21 protein-coding genes are annotated in these 24,265 nt (G+C 58.7%); 7 read left to right on the top strand and 14 right to left on the bottom strand.

Annotation, left to right across the window (positions count from 1 at the left end):
- Positions 1 to 232: 232 nt before the first annotated feature.
- Positions 233 to 679, bottom strand: a complete 447-nt coding sequence (gene fabZ, locus GPK94_RS04155) for a 3-hydroxyacyl-ACP dehydratase FabZ (RefSeq protein WP_235964341.1) — start codon at positions 677 to 679, stop codon at positions 233 to 235.
- 243 nt (positions 680 to 922) lie between these two features.
- Between fabZ and GPK94_RS04150 the strand changes: the two genes are divergently transcribed.
- Positions 923 to 1,687 (top strand): IclR family transcriptional regulator, encoded by a 765-nt coding sequence (locus GPK94_RS04150; protein WP_101692073.1) that lies wholly within the window; start codon positions 923 to 925, stop codon positions 1,685 to 1,687.
- A 69-nt stretch (positions 1,688 to 1,756) separates the two neighbouring features.
- On the opposite strand, the gene GPK94_RS04145 is transcribed toward GPK94_RS04150, so the two are convergent.
- The 4 genes from GPK94_RS04145 to GPK94_RS04130 form a co-directional block, all read right to left on the bottom strand.
- Entirely contained in the window at positions 1,757 to 3,076 is a 1,320-nt protein-coding gene (locus GPK94_RS04145) for an L-serine ammonia-lyase, iron-sulfur-dependent, subunit alpha (RefSeq protein ID WP_215654647.1), read from the bottom strand.
- A gap of 209 nt (positions 3,077 to 3,285) precedes the next feature.
- Entirely contained in the window at positions 3,286 to 3,714 is a 429-nt protein-coding gene (gene nifU, locus GPK94_RS04140; protein WP_101692075.1) for a Fe-S cluster assembly scaffold protein NifU, read from the bottom strand.
- Positions 3,704 to 4,891 (bottom strand): cysteine desulfurase NifS, encoded by a 1,188-nt coding sequence (gene nifS / locus GPK94_RS04135; RefSeq protein ID WP_215654645.1) that lies wholly within the window; start codon positions 4,889 to 4,891, stop codon positions 3,704 to 3,706. The genes nifU and nifS overlap by 11 nt, the downstream gene beginning before the upstream one ends.
- 132 nt (positions 4,892 to 5,023) lie before the next feature.
- Positions 5,024 to 5,446 (bottom strand): Rrf2 family transcriptional regulator, encoded by a 423-nt coding sequence (locus GPK94_RS04130; RefSeq protein ID WP_193538759.1) that lies wholly within the window; start codon positions 5,444 to 5,446, stop codon positions 5,024 to 5,026.
- 198 nt (positions 5,447 to 5,644) lie between these two features.
- On the opposite strand from GPK94_RS04130, the gene GPK94_RS04125 reads away from it, so the two are divergent.
- A complete protein-coding gene (locus GPK94_RS04125) occupies positions 5,645 to 6,247 on the top strand; it encodes a cytidylate kinase-like family protein (RefSeq protein WP_101692078.1) in 603 nt (200 codons plus the stop codon).
- A gap of 65 nt (positions 6,248 to 6,312) precedes the next feature.
- On the opposite strand, the gene GPK94_RS04120 is transcribed toward GPK94_RS04125, so the two are convergent.
- From GPK94_RS04120 to GPK94_RS04080, 9 genes are all read right to left on the bottom strand, one after another.
- Positions 6,313 to 6,522, bottom strand: coding sequence for a hypothetical protein (locus tag GPK94_RS04120; protein WP_101692079.1), 210 nt, complete (start codon positions 6,520 to 6,522; stop codon positions 6,313 to 6,315).
- 87 nt (positions 6,523 to 6,609) lie between these two features.
- Positions 6,610 to 7,797 (bottom strand): nucleoside recognition domain-containing protein, encoded by a 1,188-nt coding sequence (locus GPK94_RS04115; RefSeq protein ID WP_215654643.1) that lies wholly within the window; start codon positions 7,795 to 7,797, stop codon positions 6,610 to 6,612.
- A 55-nt stretch (positions 7,798 to 7,852) separates the two neighbouring features.
- Positions 7,853 to 8,041, bottom strand: coding sequence for a sensor histidine kinase (locus GPK94_RS04110; protein WP_215654641.1), 189 nt, complete (start codon positions 8,039 to 8,041; stop codon positions 7,853 to 7,855).
- A gap of 132 nt (positions 8,042 to 8,173) precedes the next feature.
- A complete protein-coding gene (locus GPK94_RS04105; RefSeq protein WP_215654639.1) occupies positions 8,174 to 8,905 on the bottom strand; it encodes a M23 family metallopeptidase in 732 nt (243 codons plus the stop codon).
- 42 nt (positions 8,906 to 8,947) lie between these two features.
- Positions 8,948 to 10,180 (bottom strand): YibE/F family protein, encoded by a 1,233-nt coding sequence (locus GPK94_RS04100; protein WP_252192506.1) that lies wholly within the window; start codon positions 10,178 to 10,180, stop codon positions 8,948 to 8,950.
- A 96-nt stretch (positions 10,181 to 10,276) separates the two neighbouring features.
- Positions 10,277 to 16,426: an S-layer homology domain-containing protein gene (locus GPK94_RS04095; protein WP_215654637.1), complete on the bottom strand. Its 6,150-nt coding sequence runs from the start codon at positions 16,424 to 16,426 to the stop codon at positions 10,277 to 10,279.
- Between the two features lie 225 nt (positions 16,427 to 16,651).
- Positions 16,652 to 16,849, bottom strand: a complete 198-nt coding sequence (locus GPK94_RS04090) for a hypothetical protein (RefSeq protein ID WP_235964340.1) — start codon at positions 16,847 to 16,849, stop codon at positions 16,652 to 16,654.
- Positions 16,850 to 17,092: 243 nt separating this feature from the next.
- The gene (locus GPK94_RS04085) at positions 17,093 to 18,013 is read right to left on the bottom strand and encodes a GTP-binding protein (protein WP_215654635.1); all 921 of its coding nucleotides are present in this window, start codon (positions 18,011 to 18,013) and stop codon (positions 17,093 to 17,095) included.
- Positions 18,014 to 19,747 carry an ASKHA domain-containing protein gene (locus GPK94_RS04080; protein ID WP_215654632.1) on the bottom strand — a complete coding sequence of 578 codons (1,734 nt, stop codon included), beginning with the start codon at positions 19,745 to 19,747 and terminating at the stop codon, positions 18,014 to 18,016. It abuts the gene before it with no gap.
- Between the two features lie 278 nt (positions 19,748 to 20,025).
- Between GPK94_RS04080 and GPK94_RS04075 the strand changes: the two genes are divergently transcribed.
- From GPK94_RS04075 to GPK94_RS04055, 5 genes are all read left to right on the top strand, one after another.
- Positions 20,026 to 20,673, top strand: a complete 648-nt coding sequence (locus GPK94_RS04075; RefSeq protein WP_193538740.1) for a corrinoid protein — start codon at positions 20,026 to 20,028, stop codon at positions 20,671 to 20,673.
- 7 nt (positions 20,674 to 20,680) lie between these two features.
- A complete protein-coding gene (locus tag GPK94_RS04070; RefSeq protein ID WP_215654630.1) occupies positions 20,681 to 21,709 on the top strand; it encodes a uroporphyrinogen decarboxylase family protein in 1,029 nt (342 codons plus the stop codon).
- A 4-nt stretch (positions 21,710 to 21,713) separates the two neighbouring features.
- Positions 21,714 to 22,487: a uroporphyrinogen decarboxylase family protein gene (locus GPK94_RS04065; RefSeq protein ID WP_215654628.1), complete on the top strand. Its 774-nt coding sequence runs from the start codon at positions 21,714 to 21,716 to the stop codon at positions 22,485 to 22,487.
- Positions 22,488 to 22,637: 150 nt separating this feature from the next.
- The gene (locus GPK94_RS04060) at positions 22,638 to 23,486 is read left to right on the top strand and encodes a transporter substrate-binding domain-containing protein (RefSeq protein ID WP_215654626.1); all 849 of its coding nucleotides are present in this window, start codon (positions 22,638 to 22,640) and stop codon (positions 23,484 to 23,486) included.
- Positions 23,487 to 23,587: 101 nt separating this feature from the next.
- Positions 23,588 to 24,259, top strand: coding sequence for an amino acid ABC transporter permease (locus tag GPK94_RS04055; RefSeq protein WP_207724982.1), 672 nt, complete (start codon positions 23,588 to 23,590; stop codon positions 24,257 to 24,259).
- Positions 24,260 to 24,265 lie beyond the last annotated feature (6 nt).

Here is a 24,265-nt window from a genome sequence, read left to right as displayed (position 1 = left end):
TTCTCGATCTGCTCCCCGAACATGTACACCCGCGTCTTCAGCTTCCGCAGGCTCTCGATGTACTCCTGGGATGTCATCATGCAGATTTCCTCCTTTAAAATATACAGGTCAAAGGGAAGGTATAAAAAGCCAAAAATGGAATCTCATTCCGAATTTGGATCATGGGCGAAATGGAGCGCCTGCACGAGGGGTCTCGGGGACAGGCACTCCATTCCAAGGTTTGCGCAGCGCCTCAGCGCATCGCAATGGTGACTTCAGTCTCCGCCGCCAGCTCTCCAGCGGTGAATACCTGACACCGGCACGTGGCAATTGCCTTTTCCATGCGTTCGCTGAGCAGCTCCGCGTGGATCTCCAGGGTATCGCCGGGGAGGATCTTTTTACGGAACTTCACATTGTTTATGCCAAGAAACAGGGGGGTCTTGCCGGCATAGCAGGGTTTGGTCATCAGGATCAGGTCCGTGGCCTGAGCAGTGGCCTCCACAGTGTAAACACCGGGCAGCACTGGATCGCCTGGGAAATGACCCCGAAATAAATCGCGGGCAGGATCCACCCAGAAGGTAGCAACAATACGCTTGCCGGGCTCCAGCTCACTCACCTCATCAATGAGCAGCATGGGGTCGCGGTGAGGAATAATTTCCATGACCTGTACGTGATCGAGTTTCATCACGTTCTCAGCCATTCTCCACCCTCCTTTTCTGTCATCGGCGCAGCGCCTGGTCTGTTCTCCGCAGAAATCAGGCCGCTTTTCTGACCATTTTCCCTCCAATTCCTTATACCGGAAAAAGATTCCGAAAATCTGTCAGAAAAAGATTCACAAATCAGACGGATTGTGATATGCTAATCATAGACAATTTTCGGGGCTTTGTCAAGTTGAATCCTCGATTTTTATATGTAGAAAATATGGACGAAAGGTCGATGACATATGGCGAAAGAACAGGTTTCCAGTATTCTGCGTGCATTACAGATCCTGGAATGTTTTATGGACGGAGAGACGGAATGGACGCTGAAGGCTCTGGTGGATCATCTGGGGATCCCCACCACCACGGTATTCCGGCAGGTCTCCACGCTGGTTGAGCGGCAATATCTGGAGCAGGACCCGGTACGCAAGAGCTACCGCGTGGGGCCCCGCCTGATCCTGCTCTCCAGCGTGATCCTGGGTCAGTCCGATCTCCGCCGGGTGGCCCGCCCCGAGCTGGAGCAGCTCTCCAACGCGGTGAAGGAGACCATCAATCTCAGCGTGCTTTTGGACCGGGATATCTTCTATCTCGACAAGGTGGAGACCCACCGCTCCATTGTCTGTAATACAAAGATCGGTTCCCGGGTCCCGGCCTATGCTACCAGTGCCGGCAAGATCATTCTGGCCGACCAGAGCGAAGCCTATATTGACGATTACTGCGAGTGGCTCAAGCAGTGCGCCCCCCTCACCGAGCGCACCATCATCGATCCCGACCGCCTGCGGGAGGAGCTGGCGCGGGTCCGGATTGAAGGATATGCCATGGACAACGGCGAGATCGAAAGCGGCCTGATCTGCATCGGCGCTCCCATCTATGATCTGAGCCGCCGGGTGATCGCCTCGGTGTCGGTCTCCGGCCCGGACTACCGCATGTCGGCCGATCAGGAAGAGATGATCAAAGAGGTCAAGCGCACGGCCGCCAATATCTCCCGTGTGCTGGGCTATCGGGGATAATCCCACTTGCCAAGCTCTCTTTGGTGCAAAAAGAGGACCTGCTTCTGAGAAGCAGGTCCTCTTTCTTGTTCAGCAGTTTCCCGTCTCGACCGCTCCAGGCGCGGAGGAGAGGTTGTCCAGCATCAGCTCCACGATCTTCCGGTCGGTCTCCTTCATACCGTCCCGGGCCAATTCGCCCACGTTCCGGATGGTCTGGTCCACGCCCTTGCTGACGATCCCGTCTCCGCCCCAGAACTGGTGGCCCTGCCGGTACATCTGGTAGCCAAGGATACCGCTCTCCACCGCCACGGCGATCTTTCCGGCGCAGGAGGCTTTGGCTCCATCACAGATGACCCCCGAGGTGATGGCCAGGGCGTTGACCATCGTGTGGGCCACCGCGTCATAGCCGCCCCCCTCCAGGTAGGCAATTCCGGCGGCCGACGCACTCCCGGCGCTCACCGCTCCGCAGTAGGCCGAGAGCACACCAATGTAGGCCTTCTGGTGGATGGCCAGCAGATTGGAGACTGCCAGCGCCCGGTACATCCGCTCCTCGTCGTATCCCTTTTCCCGGGCCCAGACCACCACAGGCACTGAGGCTGTGATCCCCTGGTTCCCGCTGCCGGAATTGATGACCACTGGCAGCTCGCACCCACTCATACGGGCGTCCGATCCAGCGGCCGCCATGGACTTCACCTTGTTTTTGAGGCTTCCGCCGTCCTCCAGCAAGGTGCGCCCGATGCCGGCGCCGTACTCGTGCTCCATTCCCTCCTGGGCAATGGCCATGTTATAGGACACCTGGCGCTCCAGGACGCTCCGCACATCCTCCACGTCCAGGCAATCGGCAAATTCCACAATGCGCTCCACGCTGAGCAGACCGCGGTCCGCCTTGTCTGCCGGCGTATCCCGCGCTTCCCCCTGCTCTGCCCGGGGCAGCTCCTCCCCGTTGCGCTGAAGGGAGACAATGTTGGTGTGTCGGTCGGTGATCCGGATGAGAGCCGTATCATCTCCTGCACACGCGGTGAGCTCCATGTCCAGTACCGACGGGCTCTCCAGCCGCTCCACCTGGATTGGCACCTCCCGCAGGAAGGCCCGAATGGCCTCCCGCCCTGCCTCATCCACCGTGGAGATGACCTCCAGCTCCCGCTCGGCCGCGCCCGCCGCCGCACCTGCCGCCACCGACGTCTCGATTCCCCGGAGGCCGCCGGTATTGGGCACGATGACGCTCTTCACATTCTTCATCAGATTGCCGCTCAGCGCCACTTTCATCCGCTCCGGCCGCTTTCCCAGCGCCTCCCGTACTTTGGCTGCTGCGTAGGCCAGGGCAATGGGCTCAGTGCACCCCATCGCGGGCTGGAGCTCCTCCTCCAAAATGCGGACAAAATTCTGGTAGAGCGAATCCTTGCGCTGCATACTCCATGTCCTCCTTCTGTAAAATCTCAACCAGGAAGTTCCCTATTCCAGTTCAGTATAGCACATACCCGGTCCCTCCGCCAATCCCGAATGCAGAAAAGCCATCAGGCCCGGCAGATACCGAGCCTGATGGCTTTTGAGTTAAAGAGAGAGAGTTGGGATATATCTGCACTCCGCCGCAGGAGGGCGGAGGCATATGTGGGGTTGTATCAGCCGTGGCAGCAGGGGCACTCGGGCGCCGGGGCCAGATCCTTCTCATCGTAGCAGATGCCGTTGCGGTCGTAGTAGTCCTTGACCGCGGCCTTGATGGCCTCCTCTGCCAGGACGGAACAGTGGATCTTCTGGGTGGGCAGTCCATCCAGAGCCTCCACCACCGCCTGGTTGGTGAGCTTCACCGCCTCTGTAATGGGCTTTCCCTTCACCAGCTCCGTGGCCATAGAGCTCGTGGCAATGGCGGAGCCGCAGCCGAAGGTGTTGAACTTCACATCGGTGATGATCCCGTCCTCCACCTTGATATACATCTTCATGATGTCGCCGCACTTGGCGTTGCCGACTTCTCCGATCCCGTCGGCGTTTTCCATCTTGCCCAGGTTCCGGGGATTCTGGAAATGATCCATCACCTTTTCACTATATAACATGTGCTTTCACTCCTTTTTCCAGGTCCTCCCACACGGGAGAGATGTCGCGCAGATAGGAAACCACCTCGGGGACGACCTTGAGAATGTGGTCCATCTCCTCCATGGTGTTATACTCAGACAGGGACAGGCGCAGGGAGCCGTGGGCCACCTCATGGGGCAGTCCCAGAGCCAGCAGCACGTGGCTGGGATCCAGAGAGCCCGAAGTGCAGGCCGATCCGGAGGATGCGGCCACCCCCTTGGCATCCAGCAGGAGGAGCAGGCTCTCCCCCTCGATGCCCTCAAAGCAGAAGCTCACATTGCCGGGAAGACGGTGCTCCCGGTCTCCGTTGAGCCGGGCGTGGGGGATCTGCGAGAGCCCGTCAATGAGCTTGTCCCGCAGGGCGGTGATGTGGGCGGCATTGCGCTCCAGATTGACATTGGCCTCTTCCAGCGCGGCGGCCAGTCCCGCGATCCCGGCCAGGTTCTCGGTACCGGCCCGGCGGTTGCGCTCCTGTGCGCCGCCCTCAATAAAGGGCAGCAGCGGAAGTCCCTTCCGGCAGTAGAGGGCACCCACACCCTTGGGCCCGTGGAACTTGTGGGCGGAGAGGGAGAGCATATCAATCTGGTCCCGCTCCACGTCGATGGCAAGGTGTCCCACCGCCTGGACCGCGTCAGTATGGAAGGGAACCCCCTTCTCCCGGCACAGCGCGCCGATCTCGGCAATGGGCTGGATGGTGCCCACCTCATTGTTGGCGTACATGATGGTGACCAGCGCAGTATCCTCCCGGATCGCGGCGGCTACATCCTCCACCTTGACCAGACCCCGGCTCCCCACACCCAGCAGAGTGACCTCAAAGCCCTCCCGCTCCAGCTTTTTGAGGGTGTGGAGGACGGCATGGTGCTCAAAGGCGGTGGAGATGATGTGGCGCTTGCCCTTCCGGGCGCCTACCAGCGCGGCGGAGCGGATGGCCTGGTTGTCGGCCTCGCTTCCACCGGAGGTGAAGTAGATCTCCTCCGGCTTTGCACCCAGGCAGGATGCTACTTTGGCCCGGGCGGCCTCCAGTGCTTCGGCGGCCCGCTGGCCCACACTGTGCAGGCTGGAGGGATTGCCGTAAAGCGTATCATAATAGGGCTCCATAGCCCGAATCGCCGTTTTGCTCATGGCAGTTGTGGCGGCATTGTCTGCATATACGTACACGAAAAGACCTCCTGTTCGGCTGTCATTTTTCTTTTTTCTTTAATTCCTATTGGTTTAATATGATTATAATAAAGACCGCTCTTTTTGTCAAGCGCAAAACGCGGACTTCTGTCAAAATTTACAGTACCTCTGTCATTCTCCCGTCTTGGGGAGCAGATCCTGCAAGGTCTTACGGTCCAGAAAGTCATTGATCGTATCGTAGAACTCCGTCCAGAAGGCCCGGGCCGGACAGTCTCCATGGGCCTGGTGCCGCTGGCACAGATCCGGTCCCAGTTCCAGACAGACCGTGGGGGCCAGCTTTCCCTCGGTCGCCCGCAGGATGTCCCCAATGGTATATTCCCAGGGCTCCCGCACCAGGCGGTATCCCCCGCTTTTCCCTCGGACGCTCTGAAGGAAGCCCGCCCGGCTCAGCAGAGAGATGATCTGTTCCAGATATTTGACGGTAATATCCTGGCGCTCCGCGATCTCATGGAGCGGGATCAGCCCCTCATCCCGATGGACGGCCAGATCGATCATGACCCGCAGGGCATAGCGCCCCTTGGTGGAAATTTTCAATGCTGCTCACCTCGTTTTGTTTTGATTATACGATAGAAATAGTAGGAATTCAAGAGGGTACTCGGTTTCTCCCCTCCAAAACCGCCTTTCAAAGTACAGAAATCCGTTGACAGGGTTTCCGAATCGACCTAAAATATAAGAAAGGGGAAACGATTTCCCCGGTTCCAATCACCCACTGCCGGAAAGGAGGTCCCGAGTATGGAACATACCGTTATCTGTCTGAGCCGTCAGTTCGGGAGCGGCGGACGTGAAATCGGCCGCCGTCTTGCCCAGCGTCTGGGCATCGCATTTTATGACCGTGAGCTCATCGAGTTGGCCGCCGCCCGCGGCCAGATCCGGGTATCCCGACTGGAGGACGCCGATGAGCGCAAGAGCAGTCCCTGGCTCTTCGAGAGTCTCTATGAGGGCAACGGCGCGGTCAACCGGGGCTCCTCCCCCAACGATACACTCTTCTGGCTTCAGAGTGAGGTCATCCGGGAGAAGGCCCGCACGGAGGACTGCCTTCTGGTGGGCCGGTGTGCCGACTATGTGTTGACGCAGGCCGGCATTCCCCACAAGAGCGTCTATATCTGCGCCCCCTGGGAGGAGCGGGTCCGCCGGGTGAGTGCCCTGGAGCAGATTGACGAAAAATCCGCCGCGGCACTGGTCCGTAAAACCGACAAACAGCGCAAGTCCTACTCGGAGTATTATACCGGAGGCACCTGGGGCGACCCGGAGAGCTATGACCTGTGCCTCAACAGCGCCCAGCTGACCACGGAAGAGATCGTGGAGCTGCTGGCCTATTTCTGCAAAGCCAAATAGACGATGCATGCCGCACCGCCGATGATACGAAAGAGGGCAGACCATATGGTCTGCCCTCTTGCTGTTTACAGACTGAAATCCTCGTCGTCCAGACGGCTCAGGTCCAGCACGGCCGGACGGGGCGGGACCCGCTTGAGCGGATCATACTGGAACGACCGGCAGTGTCCTCCCGCTTCCACCACGCCTTTCTTTTTACAGAGGATGGTATGTTCCTCCAATTGGGTCCCACGGGCGCAGTAGGCGCAGCGGGGCTCGATCTCTTTTTTGAATAGCATGGTGTGACCTCACTTCCGTCTCTTGTACACAGTGTTCTCGCACAGTCCATCCTGCGGCGAATGCTTTTCTATGGACTTATTAGGATATTATAGCACGCTTTCCCCGGTGTGAACAGGTTTTTTTCGCGTCTTTCCGGCACCCAGAAGGAGCAGAAGCAAAAAAATTCCTCCCGCCGTCCCGATGGAGCACATCCAGAGGCTTCCCGGCTCCACGGAGAGGAGAAGTGCTTCCCCTCCGGTCACCGCGCTCCAGGCTGGCTGCTCCACCGGCAGCAAAGATACTGCCGCCGCGGTCAGGCCCGCCGCACACAGGGCGTGCAGCCCTTTTCCCAGCAGATAGGGGCGGGTGGAAAGGCCGCTCCCCCCCAACAGGGAGAGGACCTGACAGTGGACCGACAGCCCGGCCCACCCCAGGATCAGGGAGGCCATCACCATCCGCGGCCCCGCCGCTCCCCCGCCCGAGAGGGTCCACACACCGGAGGAGATCTCCAGCGCCCCGGTCAGGAGGCGCTGGGCCCACACCCCGTCCATCCCCAGGGGGCCCAGCAGCACACGGAGGAGCCGTCCCGCTCCGGTGAGTACCCCCGTCACAGTGAGCAGACGCAAAATCACATTGAAGCACACCACAAAGGCGCAGATATTCAGCATTGCCTGGAGGGATTGCTTGACCGATTCCGTAAAGGCGGCCGTGAGGTGTCTGGCCTGAAAGACCGGCCGCCGTCCCGCATGCCCTCCCCTTTGGTCCGCCCGGCCGCACACCAGCCGGAAGGCCGCCCCCACGCACAGCGCGGAGAGGATGTGCAGCCCATAGAGGAGCAGTCCCACCCGGGCACTGGAAAAGATCCCCGCCCCCACTACCCCCAGCACAAAGGCCGGGCCGGAGTTGTTGCAGAAGGCCAGCAGCCGCTCCGCCTCCCGGCGGGTACAGAGCCCGTTCTCGTAGAGACCCAGCGCCGTCTTAGCTCCCACCGGGTATCCGCCAATCAGCCCCAGGGCCACAGCGGAGGCACAGGCGCCGTTCAGGCCGAAGAGCGGCCCCATGACCGGCTCCAGCGCCCGCCCCAGCTGACCGGCCAGTCCCAGCTCCACCACCAGAGAAGAGAGGATGAAAAAAGGAAACAGCGAGGGGATAATGACCTCCCCACACAGCGCCAGTCCGCTGCGCGCACCCTCCATGGCCTGGGCAGGACAGGCCATCAGCGCCGCCGCCGCACACAATAGGCCAACCGCCGTTCCCACCTCCCGGCCCCATCCCCGCTCCGGTTTATGCGCCATACGCATCACCTCCACGGGCCTATCCTATGTGTGTCTGTCCTCGCCTATGCCGCCCTCACAGGGTAAAGCGAAATTCCACCCCCCAGTCGGTATTCCGCACCGAGCAGCTCCCCCCGTGCAGTTCCACGATGCTCTTTGCGATGGCCAGGCCCAGCCCCGTACCCCCGCCGGAGCGGGCCTCATCCACCCGGTAAAAGGTGTCCCAGATCCGCTCCAGTGCCTCCAATCCGTCGTCGGCCTCCACCGGGCGCTCTCCCTTGCTATTGTATCATACACGATGGCCCTCTCTGCCGCAATTCTCCCCAATACAAAAATCCAGCCCCGGAGTCCGAGGACTCCGGGGCTGGATTGCGCTCTGATTCGTTCTCTCCCTTACTCAGGAGGCGGGCAGGTACTCGCCGGGGTCCAGCGGAGCATCCCCCTGCCACAGGGCAAAGTGGAGATGGGGGGCCAGCGCACTTTCGGCGATAGCACTCTCTCCCACACTGCCCAGGGGATCGCCCGCCTGTACGGTGGCTCCCTCGGTGACGGCGGTCTCTTCCGCCAGATTGGCGTATACGCTTCGCAGCCCATCCGCGTGCTCCACGGTGACGGTGGTCCCCATCAGGTCATCCAGATGGACCGATACCACCGTTCCTGCGGCGGCGGCACACACCGTGCTCCCCACCGGGGCGGCCAGATCCACCCCCTCGTGGGTGCGCCAGTCTCCCATCGTCTGATCATAGACCAGGGTCTCCACACTGTACGGGTGGATGGTCTCTCCCTCCACCGGCCAGACAAAGGCGGTGGATGTCTCCGTCTTTGTCTGCGCGGCAGAGGGCGCAGGTGTCCGGGTGGGTGCCGGTGTGGCGCTGGGTCTGGCCGTGGACTGCGGAGAAGGCCGGGTGCTCACTGCCGGTTTTTGGGGCGAGAGCGAGTGCTCCGCCGGGGGCGGCGTGACGGTGACCTGGACCTTTCCGGCCACTTCCAGCTCCTGGCTGGGAGTATCCAGATTGGCAAGAAGATAATAGCCCGAGATTCCAATTGCGGCGACGCACAGGAACAGGACTATGTAGAAGCCCTTTCCCGCCATAAAATCGCCGATGCGGTCTTTCCATGGTTCTTTCATGTTTAGCACCTCCGAGCCTATTGTGGCCCGGGGCGCTGGCGTTTATACCCGTCTTTTCAAAAGATTCCCACTCTTTTTCTCCGTGTCTCCGCTGCCCCGCATGAGCCTGGCACTGAAGAGGGCCACCAGCGGCACGGTAAGCAGGATTCCCACGGAACCCGCCACACTCTGGATGAGCTCCACCGCCATACTGTCGCTGTTGAGGATCTGGATGAGTGGATAGCCGTAGACCTGGAACAGCAGCAGCGTGTTCAGCGACGCCCCGGCGAAGGCCAGGATCAGGGTGTTGGCCATGGTCCCCATGGCGTCCCGCCCGATGTTCATACCGGAGCGGAAGAGCCGCCCGGACGAGATCTTCGGGTCCACCTCCCGCAGCTCCCAGCAGGCCGAGGAGATGGACATGGCCACATCCATGACCGCCCCCAGTGCGGCGATGAGGATCCCGCTGATCAGAAGGCCCCGGATCTCCAAATCGGCGTCATAGGCCCGCAGTACCAGATCCTCCGCCTCGGCCATGTTGAACCCGCCGATGGGTGTGATCTTCCCCACCGCCCAGGCAAACAGCCCTGCGGCGGCCACGCCGCATACACATCCCAGAGCGGCGCACAGGGTCTTGCGGGAGCACCCCGTCAGCATCAGCAGCGAGGCCACCGCCGTGAGGGCACACACCGCCACTGCACAGGGGATGGAGGGCAGCCCCCGCAAAATGGCAGGGATAAGCAGAAACCAGATCCCTGCCAGCGTATAGGCAAGCCCCAGCAGGGCCATGAGCCCCTTTTTTCCGCCCAGCAGCAGGAGGAGCAGGGCGAACACCCCCACCATTCCCAGCAGCACGATCCCCCGGTCGTAGTTGGGAACCGACACGATATAGGGCTCTCCCGCGTCGTCATAGTCCAGCCGGACAATGACCCTTGTCCCCACGGAGCAGTCCACATTGGCATAGGCGCTGAGGTAGTTGGGGGTCTCCAGGATTCTGCCCCGATAGGGACCGCTGAGCAGCTCCACCTCCAGCAGCTGGGCGCCCAGTCTCAGCCCTTCGCTCCAGGGCTCTGGCTTAGCGTCGTCCGCCAGGATATCGGTGACCCGAGCCACGGCAAACTGGCGCTTCTGCGCGGCGGTGAGTTCCCCGTCCGCCGGTCGGAGCAGAATGGCTCCGACCACCAGCAGCAGGAACAGCCCCGCTCCCATGGCCAGTCCGGCCAGACGCCGGGGTGAGCACAGGCCCTCTTTGAGGCGGGAAAGAGATGGAGATGGAGATGGTTTGCAGCGGCCCATAGCGGTCATCCTCTCTGGTAAAAGTCAGCGGGCGCCGCCCGCACCCGGCAGGCGGCGCCCTGTGTTATGGCTGTTTCCGAAAAATGGGGAGATACATCAATCCTTGAGCGCCTGGAAGCGGACCAGGATGGAGCACAGCTCCGCCCGGCTGGTAGCGCCCAGCGGCGCCAGAACTCCGCCGGTCCGGCCCTGGATCAAGCCCTCGCCCACGGCCCACTCCATGGCCTCGCGGGCATAGGCGCCCACCTGTGCCTCATCAGCAAAGGCGGAGAGATCGCCCCGCTGGCTGGTATCCCGCTTCATGTACTGCTGATAGCGGTACAGCATGACCGCCAGCTGCTCCCGGGTCACCGGATCCTCGGGTCCGAAGCGTTCGGCGCTGTATCCGTAGACCACGCCGTTGGCACTGGCCCAGCCCACCGCCTTGCGGTACCAGGCGTCCCTCGGCACATCCAGGAAGGTGGGGAAGCGGTTGTCCTGGGAACCGGACAGGCGGTAGAGGACCGTGGCCACCATGGCCCGGCTCACCGTCTCCTCCGGCGCGAACCGGTCGGCGGAGACACCCACCATCAGACCGCTCTTGAGGACGGCGGAGACATCGTCATAGTACCATGCCTTCTCGTCCAGATCGGTGAATACGCCGGGGCCCAGCGGGGTCTCGGGATCCTTGATGCTGGTGGTGCTGTCATTATCATCGTCGTCATCACCGCCGCTGGGCGCTGTGCAGACGATGTCGGCCCGGTCCCGGATGCGGATGCGCGGGAAGGGACCGTCCGGCGCGTTGAAGGTGTTGTCGTAGGACGCCAGACCTGTGGCCGAGATATTGCACCCCACACTCAGGTTCTGTACATCCTTATCCGTGGTGATATAGCCGTCGATAAACACCCGGCCGATGGTGCCGGCGCTGTCGCGGACCAGAATGGTCTGGATCAGCCCGTTGGCCTTCTCAAAGGAGACCACGGTACCCTTCAGGGTCACCAGGCTGCCCAGGACGGAGCCGTCGTTGAGCTGTTTTGCCGTGATGGCCTTGGGGGCTGGCGCGGCTTCCTCGCCGATCTTCTCAATGGTCTTGACCGCGATCTGACGCTCGCCCTGGTAGGAGGAGGTGGTGCCGGTGATGCGCACCTTGTCGCCGATCTTGAAGTTGCCGGCCACCGGGAAGGCGTTGATGCCCGCCGTGCCGTCCTGGAGGTAGATGCAGTCAAAGAAGGCGGTATTCTTGTCATAGCCCGAGGCGTTGGAGGTGACCACACCCTCGATGGTGTACTTGACTCCCTCCAGCTCCTGCTTCTGCACCGTCTCAATGGGGGTGACCGTAATGGGATTGAGGTAGCCCACCAGATTCTCACAGATGTTGTAGTTGGAATAATTCTTCTCCGAGCCGGAGTCGCCCACCTGAGCCTGGACCTCGAAGTTGGACATGAACGCTGCACCCGAGACCACGATGAGGCCCTTTCCGGGCAGCTGCTCGGTGGCCAGCACCATCAGGCGGTCGTCGCCCTCGGCCACGGTGTACTGGGGCATGGAGTCGCCGCCCAGGCCGTCCTTGTCGCTGTCCTCCGAGTAGGTGGACGCGTGGCCGTAGACCACGGGGGAGACCGTCTCCGGCAGGACCGCGGTGGGCTCGCCCTCCTCGTCCACTACATAGATGGACGCGCCGCCGTACTGGCTGAAGAGCTGGGAGTAGAGGTTGTTGTTGGGATTCTCGGGGTCAAATTCCACGCCCTTCATGAGGAAGTGGTCCCAGTTGTAGGTGGAGAAGTAGAGCCGCTGGGTCTGGCCGCCGTTGAGCTCCTTGTCGTTGGTGGCGTCATCCCCGATCCGCAGGGAGGAACCCAGCGCCGCCAGTACCTTGTTCTGCTGGGCCGCCATATGGTCCTCTGCGGGGAAACTCTTGTAGCTCTCATAGTAGTCCGACCAGCCCGCCAGCACCAGTGTGCCGCCGGCACTGTTGAAGGTCTGGAGTGCCTGGATCTCCGCGTCGGTGTAGTTATAGTAGGGGTCTCTCAGGGCGCTGCCGTCCCGGCGGGAGGGCGCGGTGAGGATGATGGCCTTGTACTTGCCCTCGGCATTTTCACAGGCCGCGATCAGGTCCGCGCTGGTGTTGAGCTGCACCGTGCGCACCGAGTAGCCGGCGGCCAGGTTGCCGAAGTTGCCCATGGAGTCCTTGTAGTTGCCCGCCACATACTCGTTGGCATGGGAGGCGTCAATGCCGATGTACACCAGCTGGGAGGCATCCTGGATGTCCAGGGTGATGTCCATGGTATAGGTGTACTCGGTCCCGCCCTGCTCCAGCAGGGCACTCACACGGATGGTAGTCTCCCGGGCGGTCTCAGGGGTGTACTTCCAGTCCACCTTCAGCGTGGAGGAGGCCTTCAGGGTGTCCAGTCCGGTCTGCTGCCCCAGGACCTCGGTGCCGCTGGTGTAGGTGATGGACTTGACCGTAGCATCGGTCTGCTCGCTGTTGAAGAGGGTGGTGCTGAGGGTCAGCTCCTCCCCGGTCACGGGGGTAGAGGTGCCGCACTCCACCGAGGAGATGCCCAGCTTCAGGGTCTCGCCCACCCACACGGGGGCGGTTACGGCGATGTCGCCGTCACCCTGGGTGACCCGGATAAAGTAGTAGCTGTAACTGGCCGGGATGGAGCAGCTCAGCTCTCCGGAGGCCAGCTGGGCGGGATCATCCCAAGTGTAGGCCACTGCGCCCGAGTTGACCACCACTTCCACCTTGGAGATGGAGTCGGAGGCGTCGGGATCGTAGAGCGTGACGTTGATGTCGGCCATCTCCGGGACATCCTCGATGATGGTGCCCAGCATCTCGCCGTTGAGGGTATAGTTGATCTCCAGGTTCTTGTCCTCGGTAGCGTAGACCCGGTAGTTCCGGATCGCCTCATAGAGGCCCTCTTCCGAGAAGTCATCGGTCAGGATCACGTCCCGGGCGTCGTTGGCGTTGCCCCACTTGCCCTTGTGGTTATCCTGGTTGTTGGTGGGGGCCACGTGCCAGCCCTTATCCAGCGCCATGATGTAGTACTCATAGCTGGGATAGTAGCCGCCCGCACCGATGGCGCCCTCGCCGTTGCCCACTTCCACCAGGAACATCCGGCTGTCGATCAGAGCGTCATAGTAGGCGAAATCGGCAAAGGTGCCGAAGGTGGAGCCGGGGTGGTTAAACTGGCTGATGGAGCCGTTGCCCTCGGCCTGGCTGAGGAGGGCATAGTAGGCCTTCATGCCCGCGTCGGCCGTCTTGTTGTTGAGGGTGGTGTTGTTGCGGGAGACGATACCGGGGGTATTGAAGGTGTTGATGTGGCCCGGGCCGCCCGACCAGGTCATCTCAAAGCCGGCGATGGCCACGATATCGGACTGGCTGGCGTTGAAGTCGGCCACGGTGTTCTTGTAGGAGGCCCAGGTCTCCTGGCTGTACGCTGTGGCCTGACTCATGTCATAGAGCGCCGCCTCGGGGTTGGCATCCCCGGACTTGTCAAAGTAGTTAGAGTGGTCCGTAAAGGACACAAAGTCCACATTGGCGCTCTCGGGCAGATTCTTCACATACTCCAGGGCGGACTCCAGCGAGCCGGAGCCATCGGAGTAGGTGGTGTGGGAGTGGAGCTGGCCAAAGTAGAGCTGATAATTGGCCTTGCCGATGGTAAAGCTCCAGGTCCGGTTCGTGCTCTTCCCATCCGCACGGGTGAGGGTGACGGCAACCGTGGTCCGTCCGTCCGGCAGATCGTCGGCGGGAAGATAGGTGGCCTTGCCGTTCTCCACGGTCGGGGTGACGGCAGTGCCGTTGATGGTCATAACGATCTTCGCGTTCTCCCCGGCGTTTGCAAAGGTGAACCCGATCTCCGGCCGTTTCTCCTCGCCGGTCTGGGTGTTGGCGGCGGGGAATACGCCGGAGATGACCGGCTCATCCTTCACTGCAATCGAGAGGGCGCCGGAGAAGGCCACATCCTTGTTGTCGGTACCCCGGACAGAGACCTCGATGGTCCCCTCTTTCAGCACGTCAGCGGGAATGACCAGAGAATAGGTGCCGTTCTCATAGGCAAGATCGGCAATGGTCTCCCCGTACTGGGCGGAGATCTCCTTCACGCCGAACACGCTCTCTACGGTAAAGGAAACGGTGTAATCCTTCCCCACAAAGGCGTCGCCGCCGTCGGCAAAGCGGACCGCAGGCACATTGACTACGCCGTCTGTGACCTGCACGTCAGCGGACACCGGATAGAACTGGAAGGTATAAATATCCTTATCCGTGACGTTGTACATGCTGTAGGACTTATAGGTCCCGCCATAGTACTCCAGGAACTGAGCATATTTCCCGTTGAATTTGGCGGTGCGGCTCTCCAGGGTATAGCCGCCGTTGTACTCCGCCAGTGTCCAGTCGGCTTCCTCGGAAGGCTCCTTGGCATAGAAGGCATTGTTGCCTGTGCCGTTGGAGCAGAGGTAACCGTCATACTCCGTTTTGAAGCGGTAATATGCGCCGTTCTGCTCCACGGTAAAGACCCGGGCGCCGTTTCCAATCTCGGTGATGGGGTCGGCGGCCACGGCCGAGGCGCTGGTGATGGAGGGGCTCTCCGCGTTGTCGTCCTGTCCGGCCAGCACGCCCTTGGCGCTCACATTGTAGAGCACCACGGTGTCGCCGTCCTGGGGCAGTCCCTCGCCCGGCTCAGGCCCGGGAATATCGGTTACCTTGTAGAAGGCCAGGGCAAAGAGAGACTCCTGACCTGCTCCAATTTTGTAATAGGAACTCCAGTTGTTCTTCTCCGCGTACCACTCCATATAGGCGCCGCGGACGGTGTTCTTGATGTAATAGAGGCCGTCACCTGCCTCCTCCAGCGTCCACTTGTCGTTCTTCTCCCCCAGGGGCATGCTGGAGAATTGATCTCCCATACCGATGTTCTTGCCATCATAGGAGAAGGACCAGGTGCCGTCGCCGTTATCGGCCACCGTCCACACGTCGGCCTCGGTGAAGCCCCGGAGAATGCCGTCGGCCATGTTCACATCGGTACCGTTGTTATAGTATCCATTGTAAGTGCCCGAGAGAGCTTTCGAATACTTAGGGTTATAAATCACAACTTGATCGCCATCTGCAATCGGTCCGGCAGGGGTACCGCCCAGAACAATCTCATCGGCGGTTGTGTTGCGCAGCTGGAGGGTATCCTTAAATGCGCTCACCGCGGCAGTGATGGTGATCACATCGCCCACCTGGATGGGCCATGCACCCTCTACCTTTTCACCGATCACAGCCTTGTAGAGCTGAATGGAATCGGTGCCGTCGGTGACAGTGATATTGGGGTTGGAATACTGACCATTGTTGTCAAAAATCTCCGTGACCGTCACGTTCTGAAGGGTCACATAGGTGCAGATATCGGTGGCAGCCAGTTCTCCGATGGTCTTGACCACAGGAGCCAGTGTCAACCCAGAGGATTTTTCATAGGTGCAGCCGTCCAGCTGAGGCAGGCCGTTATATTCCTTCCTCTGTCCGGTGGCAATGACCGTGTCGCCCAGGGCGATGTCCTCGAAGTTATTGCTCATACGGGCGCAGATCGCGCCCGTCTCGTCCTGGAGATAGACGTTCTTCCCGTCCAGCAGGGTGACCACACCCTTGACGGTCAGATCCGCAGTGTCTAACCCGGCGGCCAGAGCCTCCGCGATGGAGATGGTCTCGGGCTCCTCCGGATCGGGGGGCGTTACTTCTCCGCCGCCCTCGCCCTCCAGCTTGTAGAGGGTAAAGTCACAGGGATAGCCATTGGGATTATCGGCGATGGTCGCATTTTTGTAGGCCCGGAACTTGCTTCCAGCACTCTTGTTGCTGGCCAGCGTCACAGTGTCCTCGCCCACCCCGGCAAAGCGGAAGGTACCATCCGCAAAGGTGAAGGCCCATGTGTAGTCTCCGGCCGAAATGCCGTTTTCGTTCCCGCCTTTGGGTGCCACCGTCACACCATTGTTGTCGGTAAGCACCGCGCCGTCCTCCGTCACGGAGATATTCCATCTCAAATCCACGGCGGGATCAAGGATCGTTTCCTCTGTATTGGTCTGTTCCACAGCGCTCAGCCAGGTGCCATCCAGGGCCCCTACGGCATAGCCGCTGTCTAGGACCATAAGGTACGTTCCGGTGGTGAATGCTTCTTCTGTGTTGATCTTCTGGTATGTCTCTGCTTCCCCGGCGGCAAGGGCCGCGGTGGGCAGCAGGGTCAGGAGCATGGCCAGCGCGGCCAAACTTGACAGGACCCGACGGAATCGCTTTTTCCGCATTGTTTTTTCATCCTTCCTAACATACAGGGCCGCACGGGGCGGCCGGGCCAAACCTTCTGCTCGACCGTTCTGCCTTCTCCTCCTTTCTTCCTGAGATCTATGGCGTTACATGTTCATTTTACCAAATTATCTAGTAAACCACAACGACACTTTTGTAAGTTTTGTTGTCTTTTTATCTTGACTCTGTAACTTTTTTAAGATATTCTTCCGCATCCGCTCTGTCTGCTACCCCTCAGAAGTACAAGGCAGCTGCCGCCCGGTGTGATCGATGGTATACTCCCCGCTCAGAATCAGTTGAGAGATGGGCACGAAGGTATATCCCTTTTGCAGCAGCGTCTCCAGAATGGCCGGCAGAGCCTCCGGCGTATGGAGCGCGGCATTATGAAAGAGAACGATCGAGCCCGGCTGGACTTTCTCTGTCACCCTCTTGGTAATCTCAGACGCGGGTATCTCCTTCCAGTCCAGACTGTCCCCATCCGTTACCCATTCAAGCCCTTCTCCCGCGGGATCTTCCGCTCCATCCCACACCGTTTTTCATCCAATTTCCCCACACCCTCGCCCAAGGCGAAACAGGCACCCTTCGCATCCCACAATCGCGGTACCGCCCTGTCTCAAAACAAAAAGGCGGAAGGTCTTCTCTTTCGAAAACCTTCCGTCCTCTGTTTTTTAAGATTCTATTTTCTCAAATTGCTCTGAGAGCGCCGAACGATTCATATTCCGGCCGATCACCGTCAAGATGCTCTCACAGGGCGCTCCCCAGGGATGCAGATACACATGCCCGGGGGTATAGTCCGCCTGTATCCATGCACCATCCTCCAACGGCAAAAAACCTTTTGCACGCAGGATTTGTCCCCTTGCAGGATCGCTCAGTTTCATCAGTTCTTCCTCCCACTGCGCGGCCGTGCGAGGCCGGTAGGGATGAAACACCTCCGATGTAAACAGCTCGGCTGTATGCACATGTCCGTGTCCCGACACAGGCACACAGGATGTTCCTTCCCCCGACACCTGCTCCAAAACGCTTGAAACATCAAGCGCATCCCATGGACAGGCCCAGATATGGGCGTCAGGATTTTCTTCCAGCAGAGAAGTGTACACGGCCCCGGCTGTCTGCGGGGATACCAGATCCAGTTTGCTGCAGATAATGGCATCCGCATGTCGAATCTGGTCCAGATAAAACATCCCCATATCTTCCACATAGGTCTGATGCATCTCCGCATCGACAATGGTAATTGCCCTGACCTGAGCTATCCCCAGTTCATCCGACACGCTGCGGCAGGTATTCAGCAGCACACTCAACTCGGCTAATCCAGAGGGTTCTATCACCAGCAGATCGGGATGGTATGAGTGCTCTAACGTACGGATGGCCTGGTCAAAAGCGCCGGACAGAGAGCAGCAAATACACCCCGAGGCCAATGTGCTCACCGGAAGATCTCGGCGCTGAAGCAGAATGTCATCCACGCTGCAGGTCCCAAACTCATTTTCCAACAGAGCCGTTTTTTGACCTGGGGCAGTACATTTCAGCAAGCGGCGAATAAAGGTGGTCTTCCCTGCCCCTAAAAAACCAGATACCAGTATGATTTTTCCCATTTAATCTGCCCTCAAATCAAAACTCATGCAGGATAAGAAGCTGGACTCATACCCTGACTTGGTCGACAAGTCCACATAGGAGATCGCTCGCGCCATCCTCTGCGCACGCCGCCGCTCTGCCTGAGAGAGCAGGCACATGGTGGCCCCCGCCCGGGAAGAATTGCCTACATACGAAATTTTGGACGCAAATGCAGGGGGCAGCAGGCCTGCCCCCACCAGACTCTCCGGGGAGAGATGGCGCCCAAATTGCCCGGCGACCAGTACATGGTCAATCTCCTCCGGACGCAGTTTCAACTCATCCAACAGGCACTGACATCCGGAGAGAATGGCCCCCTTGCAGAGTTGTACCTGCCGGATATCCCCCTGCGTCAAGGAAATGTTTTGCTTGGACGAAAGCGTAATCTGGCGCTTCCCATTGGCGTCCTCACAGACCAGAGGATGCTCTGGCACGATCCTTCCCCGCTTGTTGATGATTCCCTTTGCCACCGCTTGGCTGACCACATCCAACAGACCGCTTCCGCACAGCCCCTTTGGGGTTCCGGAGCCAATGGTATGTAACTCGATCCGGTCGTCCAGCAAGGACACCGCTTCAATGGCCCCCTGTGCAGCGCGCATGCCGCATCCGATGTTCATACCTTCCAGCGCCGGACCTGCCGCACAGGAACAGGACACCAATTTATGATCGCGGCACAGGATCATCTCGCCGTTTGTCCCGATATCCACAAAAAAGACCGTGTCTTCCCGCTCATCCAGCCGTTCGGCCAAAGCACCAGCCACAATGTCTCCCCCAATATAGGCGGAGACGGCCGGAAGGCAGTAGAGAACGGCCTCCGGATGGAGGTGTAGTCCAGCCTGTGCTGCCGGCACGGTGACGGCATCCCGAAAAACCGTACGGAATGGCGTCTGGCTGAGCGAAGCCGGGTGGACCCCCAACAGCAGGTGGATCATGGTCGCATTTCCCGCCACAGAGACTTCAAAAATATCTCTGACGCTCCCTCCCGCCTGATGGCTCAACCGTTCTGCACAGCTCTGCAGCGCCTCTGCAATGGTGCGCTGCAGGTCCGCTATTCCAGTGGAATGTTCCAAAGTGTACTGAATCCGCGAGAGCACATCCAGTCCAAATGCCTTCTGTGGATTGACAAAGCCATCTTCACACACTTCTTGCCCGGTACGCAGGTCCACCAGAGAGACCGATACCGTAGTGGTTCCCAGGTCTACCGCCATCCCCCAGAGCGGAGTCCTCCGGATCAGGTCCACGGGTCTCCCCAAATAGGAGACGACCTCCACTTCGGTATCCCCCGGCAGAGATGCAAGGTTGCGCAGCAGGGTAAGGGCCGGCTGCTTCTCTGGCGGTAAGATTGTCTCTGCAAGCGAGTTCCCGCTCCACTCTCTGTCCTTTGGTACAGGCTGCGCGGTAACTGCCGGCTGCAGGGAAACCGCCGGCATGGCACTGCTTCCAAGCACTTGCGTATGTTCCGTCTTCAAAAGCTCCAGCGGGTCCAGATCCACTGGCTCCACCGGTACTGCCATACAGGCCAGACGGATCCCCTGTTCTATTTCTTCCATCGTAAGAAAGCTGCGCTCCGTCTCTGTGAGCGGCCCCGCATTTCCCCGCAAAATCCGAACTTTGCATTTCCCGCATACGCCTTTTCCATTGCAGGGGCTTTCCAATAGGATCCCCTGGACCCGGAGCTGGTCCAAAATACTGCTTTCTGTAGGATTGACTCGCAGCATGGTAACCTCCCGATGGGATAATTTTTCTGTATATTGCTACATCGCTCTGACGATCTGTAGCTATTTTAGGGATTCCGCCGGCGGTTGTCAATCGAGGGCCATCAGTCCGGCCAAAAAAGGAGGCCGCAGCCCATTTTTATCGAAATTTCTTATAAAACAAGCCGTTAATATTTATAAAACAAATCGGACAGTATCGTAACAGTTTGCTAGGATGAACTTAAAATGCAACCATCGCTTGCGGCACGCTGCCGCGGAACCAGAGAAAGGAAGACCGCCTTATGGATACCAGTAAAGAGGGGCTTTTAAAGGAACTTTCCCGCTGTGTACTGGAAATGGAAGATGACACCGTCGCGGATGTGGCCCGCATGTACGCATCCCAGGGCTATGACCCGGTAGACGGCATCCTTCTTGGATTGGTGGACGGAATGAACCGTGCCGCCACGCTCTATGATGAGGAAGAATATTTCATTCCGGAAATGCTCATTTGCTCCAGCGCGATGTACAACGGCCTGGAGGTATTGCGGCCCCTGCTTCCACAGGAGTCGGAAAAGCAACCGTGCAAAATCATCATTGGCGTCGTTCAGGGAGATACCCATGATATTGGTAAAAATCTAGTCAAAATCATGTTGGAATCGGCCGGATATACACTGGTGGATTTGGGGCGCGACGTGCCCGCCGACCGCTTTGTCTCCGCCGTAAAAGAGGAAAATGCCCAGGTGGTGGCGATGTCCACCCTGATGTCGACCTCCATGGACTATATGCGTCAGGTCATTGAAGCCCTTACGTCCGCCGGTCTGCGCAGTCAGGTCAAAGTCATTGTGGGAGGGGCTCCGATCTCCCCCGCATTTGCAGAGCGGATTGGAGCGGACGGATATTCCAGCAGTGCAACGGAAGCGGTCAAACTGGTCGCACGTCTGGTAGGGTGAGCATCGGATGGAAAAACAGTCTTACATCCAGCGCCTTCAAGACGCCGCTCATGGGGGGACGACAGATCGTCCCCCTTGTATTTGCCCGGGCGGCATGATGAACATGATCGTAGACGAAGCGATGGAAGCCGCAAACAGCTTCTGGCCAGAGGCACATTGCGATCCTCAAAAAATGGCCGCCCTGGCCAAGGTCATGCGGCAAAACGGCGGCTTTGAGAATTACGGCGTGCCGTTTTGCATGACGGTAGAAGCGGAGGCCATGGGGGCTGTCGTAGACCTGGGCGGCGCACATGTGGAGCCGCATGTCACATACAGCCCGCTCCACTCCTCCGGGGAAGCCGACCGTCTGACCTCCATGGATCTGACCCAGGGGCGTCCGCACTGTGTGCTGGAGGCAATCCGCATGTTGAAGCAGGAAAATGACGGCGTTCCCACAATCGGCAATGTGACCGGACCCGTCAGCGTGGCCGGAACTCTGGTCGATATGACGGCGCTGCTGAAGGAAATGAGGAAGAGTCCGGAGACCTGTGTCCATTTACTGGAAAGGATCACCCACGAGCTCATCCGTTACGCCAGAGCACAGATCGAGGCCGGAGCAGATGTCCTCTGCATTTCCGAGCCCAGTGGCACCGGTGAGATTTTGGGCGCCCGCCATTTTCAAACCTATGCGCTGCCCTATATCAATCAAATTCTGGACGCAGTGGAGGTCCCGGTAAAAATCGTCCATATTTGCGGAAGGCTCCACAGTATTTACGGGCTGTTGGATCAGATTCACTGTGATGTGTTCAGTTTTGATGCCATGGTCCAGCCGGAGGAAATCAGGCCTTATTTGGGCAGCAAAGCGGTCATGGGCAACATCAGCACGCACGCGCTGGGAACGATGCAGCCCGAATGGGTGGCTGCCCTGACCAAGACCGCACTCAAGAACGGGGTCGACATTGTTTCCCCCGCATGTGGTCTGCCGGTCACTGCCCCTTTTCAAAATATCCAGGCAATGGTACAGACTGTCCAGACATACAAAAGGACGGGTTCGTAAGAGAATGCAGGAATATTGTTGTCAGCGAGATCAATATCTGATCTCCGAAGAAATGCTCTCCTCTTTGGGAATCAAGGCAAGCAGCATCTATGAGAATGAAACAACCATTGCCCGTCTTGCACAGGCAATGGGGGAAACGACTGGTACCGGATACGCCATTCTCCCCTTTTGTCACACCGTAGAGGCAAAGGCACTGGGGGCGGACATTCTGCCAGCGGATGCTGCGGCCGGTCCACGCCCCGGGCGCTATGTATACGAGACACTCTCCCAAATTCCCCTGCGCTCCTTTGTGCACACCCCGGAAATCCAGCATCTGTTGGCGGCCTGTCAGGAATTACACCGCACCGGAAATAAGGTGGCCTTTCAAATCACAGGCCCCATCTCCATGTTAAGCTGTCTGATGGATCTCTCCTCTCTGTTCCGGGCCTGGCGAAAGCAGCCGGATGCTGTCTCTGCTTTTCTGGAACAACTGGTTCCGCTGATGCTGGAATATGTAGGGGCCATCTGCTGCGCCGGAGCTGATGCCATCTCCTATGCCGACCCCGCTGGAACCGGAACGATTCTGGGACCGCGTTACACCGAGGCAATCCTGCAGTTATTCACATTGCCTTTTTTACAGGCCGCATCTGAGTACTGCGCAGACCGCACCGCTCTGATGGTCTGTCCGTTAACCATGGCAGATCTCACCAAAACTTCTGCCTTTCCTCCAGGACGTGCTGCCGCAAACCGGCTTTTGTGCCGCTGTGTGAAAGCGCCTTCCAAGCCGCTTCTTCACTAGAACCCCTCTGCTCCTTTTATAGCTATCGCCAATTTAGAATGCACCCAATTATAGATAGAAATGATTGGAAAATGCAAAAAAAAGAATGCTAAGATGTTTGGGGCAAAAATAAATTGTCTGAATTGGAAAGAAAGAAGGTTTCTCCTGAACATGAAGCGTATGTTGTCTCTTGGCATTGCGGCTATGATGGTGGCCGCTCTGGCTGGCTGCTCGAATTCCAGTGCCTCCCAGTCCACTCCTCCCGCCACTTCCGCTACCCCCGCTCCCTCCGCAGAAGCGACAAGCAGTGAGGAGAGCAAGGTCGTCCGCATTGGTGCCTATGGCGCCCACGTTCCCTTCAATTATATGGAGGGCGACGAGCTGGTCGGCTATGAGGTCGATATCTGGAAGGAGATTGCCGAGCGCAACAATCTGGAGCTGGAGTATACCATTTCCAGCGATGTAGCCGGTCTCTTTACGATGCTGGACACTGGAAAGATCGACACGATCCTCTGCCAGGTCAGCGCTACGGAAGAGCGTGCAGAGAAGTATGACTTCTCCGATCCCTATATGTACAGCCCCGGCGGATGGTTCATCAATGAAAACAGCGACGATGTCAACAGCATTGAGGACCTTTTCGGTAAGAGCGTGGGTGTCATCGCCGGCAGCGTCGATATCGATATGTACAACGAGGCAGATCCCGAGGGCAAAATCGAGCAGGTGATCTACTCCAACACGGCAGCCGCCTATGAGGATGTGCGTCTGGGCCGTCTGGATGCGGTCGGCATCTCCATCCCCCAGGGTTCTTACCTGATCAAGAACGGCGATGTCTCCGGACTGAAGGTCAGCGGTTATAACGGAATCACCGAAACCGATATCTTCCCCTTCCTCAAGGGTACCAATGAGGACCTGCGCCAGATGGCAAACGATACCATCAACGACATGCGCGAAGATGGCAGCCTGGCAGAGCTGTCTATCAAATGGTTTGGGGCGGACGTGACGGAGCAGCCCGAAGCGTAAGCGCGTTCAACGACTGAGCACACTACAAACGGGTGGGACAAAATCATTGTCCCACCCGCTTTTCTAGCTTATATCTGGATGGATTGAGGGGGTATCCCGTTTTGTTTGACCAATTGGACCTTGTATATATGGTAGAAGTGTTCCCTACCCTATTGGATGCTACGAAGGTCACGCTGTTTCTTTCCGTACTGGCACTGGTCCTCGCCTTTGCGCTCGCCCTTGTGCTGGCCTTCATCCGCTATTTCAAAATCGCCATTCTCTCCCCCCTGGTACAGCTATACGTCTCCTTTTTCCGCGGTACTCCCCTGATTACACAGCTTTTTCTCGTTTACTTTGGTATTTTTACCTTAAATCAATTTTTGACCAAGCTCTCCCCCACCTACGCCGTCGTGGTTACCCTGGCGCTGAACAGCGGCGCCTATATGTCCGAGACGATCCGTGCCTCCTTTGCATCGGTAGATCAGGGCCAGATTGAGGCGGCCGAATCGCTGTGCATGAGCAAATTGCAGTATATGCGCCGCATTGTATTCCCGCAAGCCATGCGAGTGGCATTGCCTTCCCTGTTTAATTCCCTGATCGATCTGATCAAGGGAACCTCCATCGCATTTACGATCGGTGTCACCGAAATGATGGCCTGCGGTATTTACGAGGGCAGCCGTCAGTTCAATTTCTTCGAGATTTATTTGGATGTGGCCATAATCTATTGGATTCTTTCTATCATCCTCAGTTTTCTCCAGCGCAAACTGGAAAAAGCTCTGAATGTCTATCAGTGAGGAAAT

It is taken from the genome of Pseudoflavonifractor sp. MCC625 (assembly GCF_018784545.1).
Lineage (GTDB): Bacteria > Bacillota > Clostridia > Oscillospirales > Oscillospiraceae > Pseudoflavonifractor_A > Pseudoflavonifractor_A gallinarum.
Note: the sequence above shows the minus strand (reverse complement) of the source record. Positions and strands in the feature narration are given on the sequence as shown.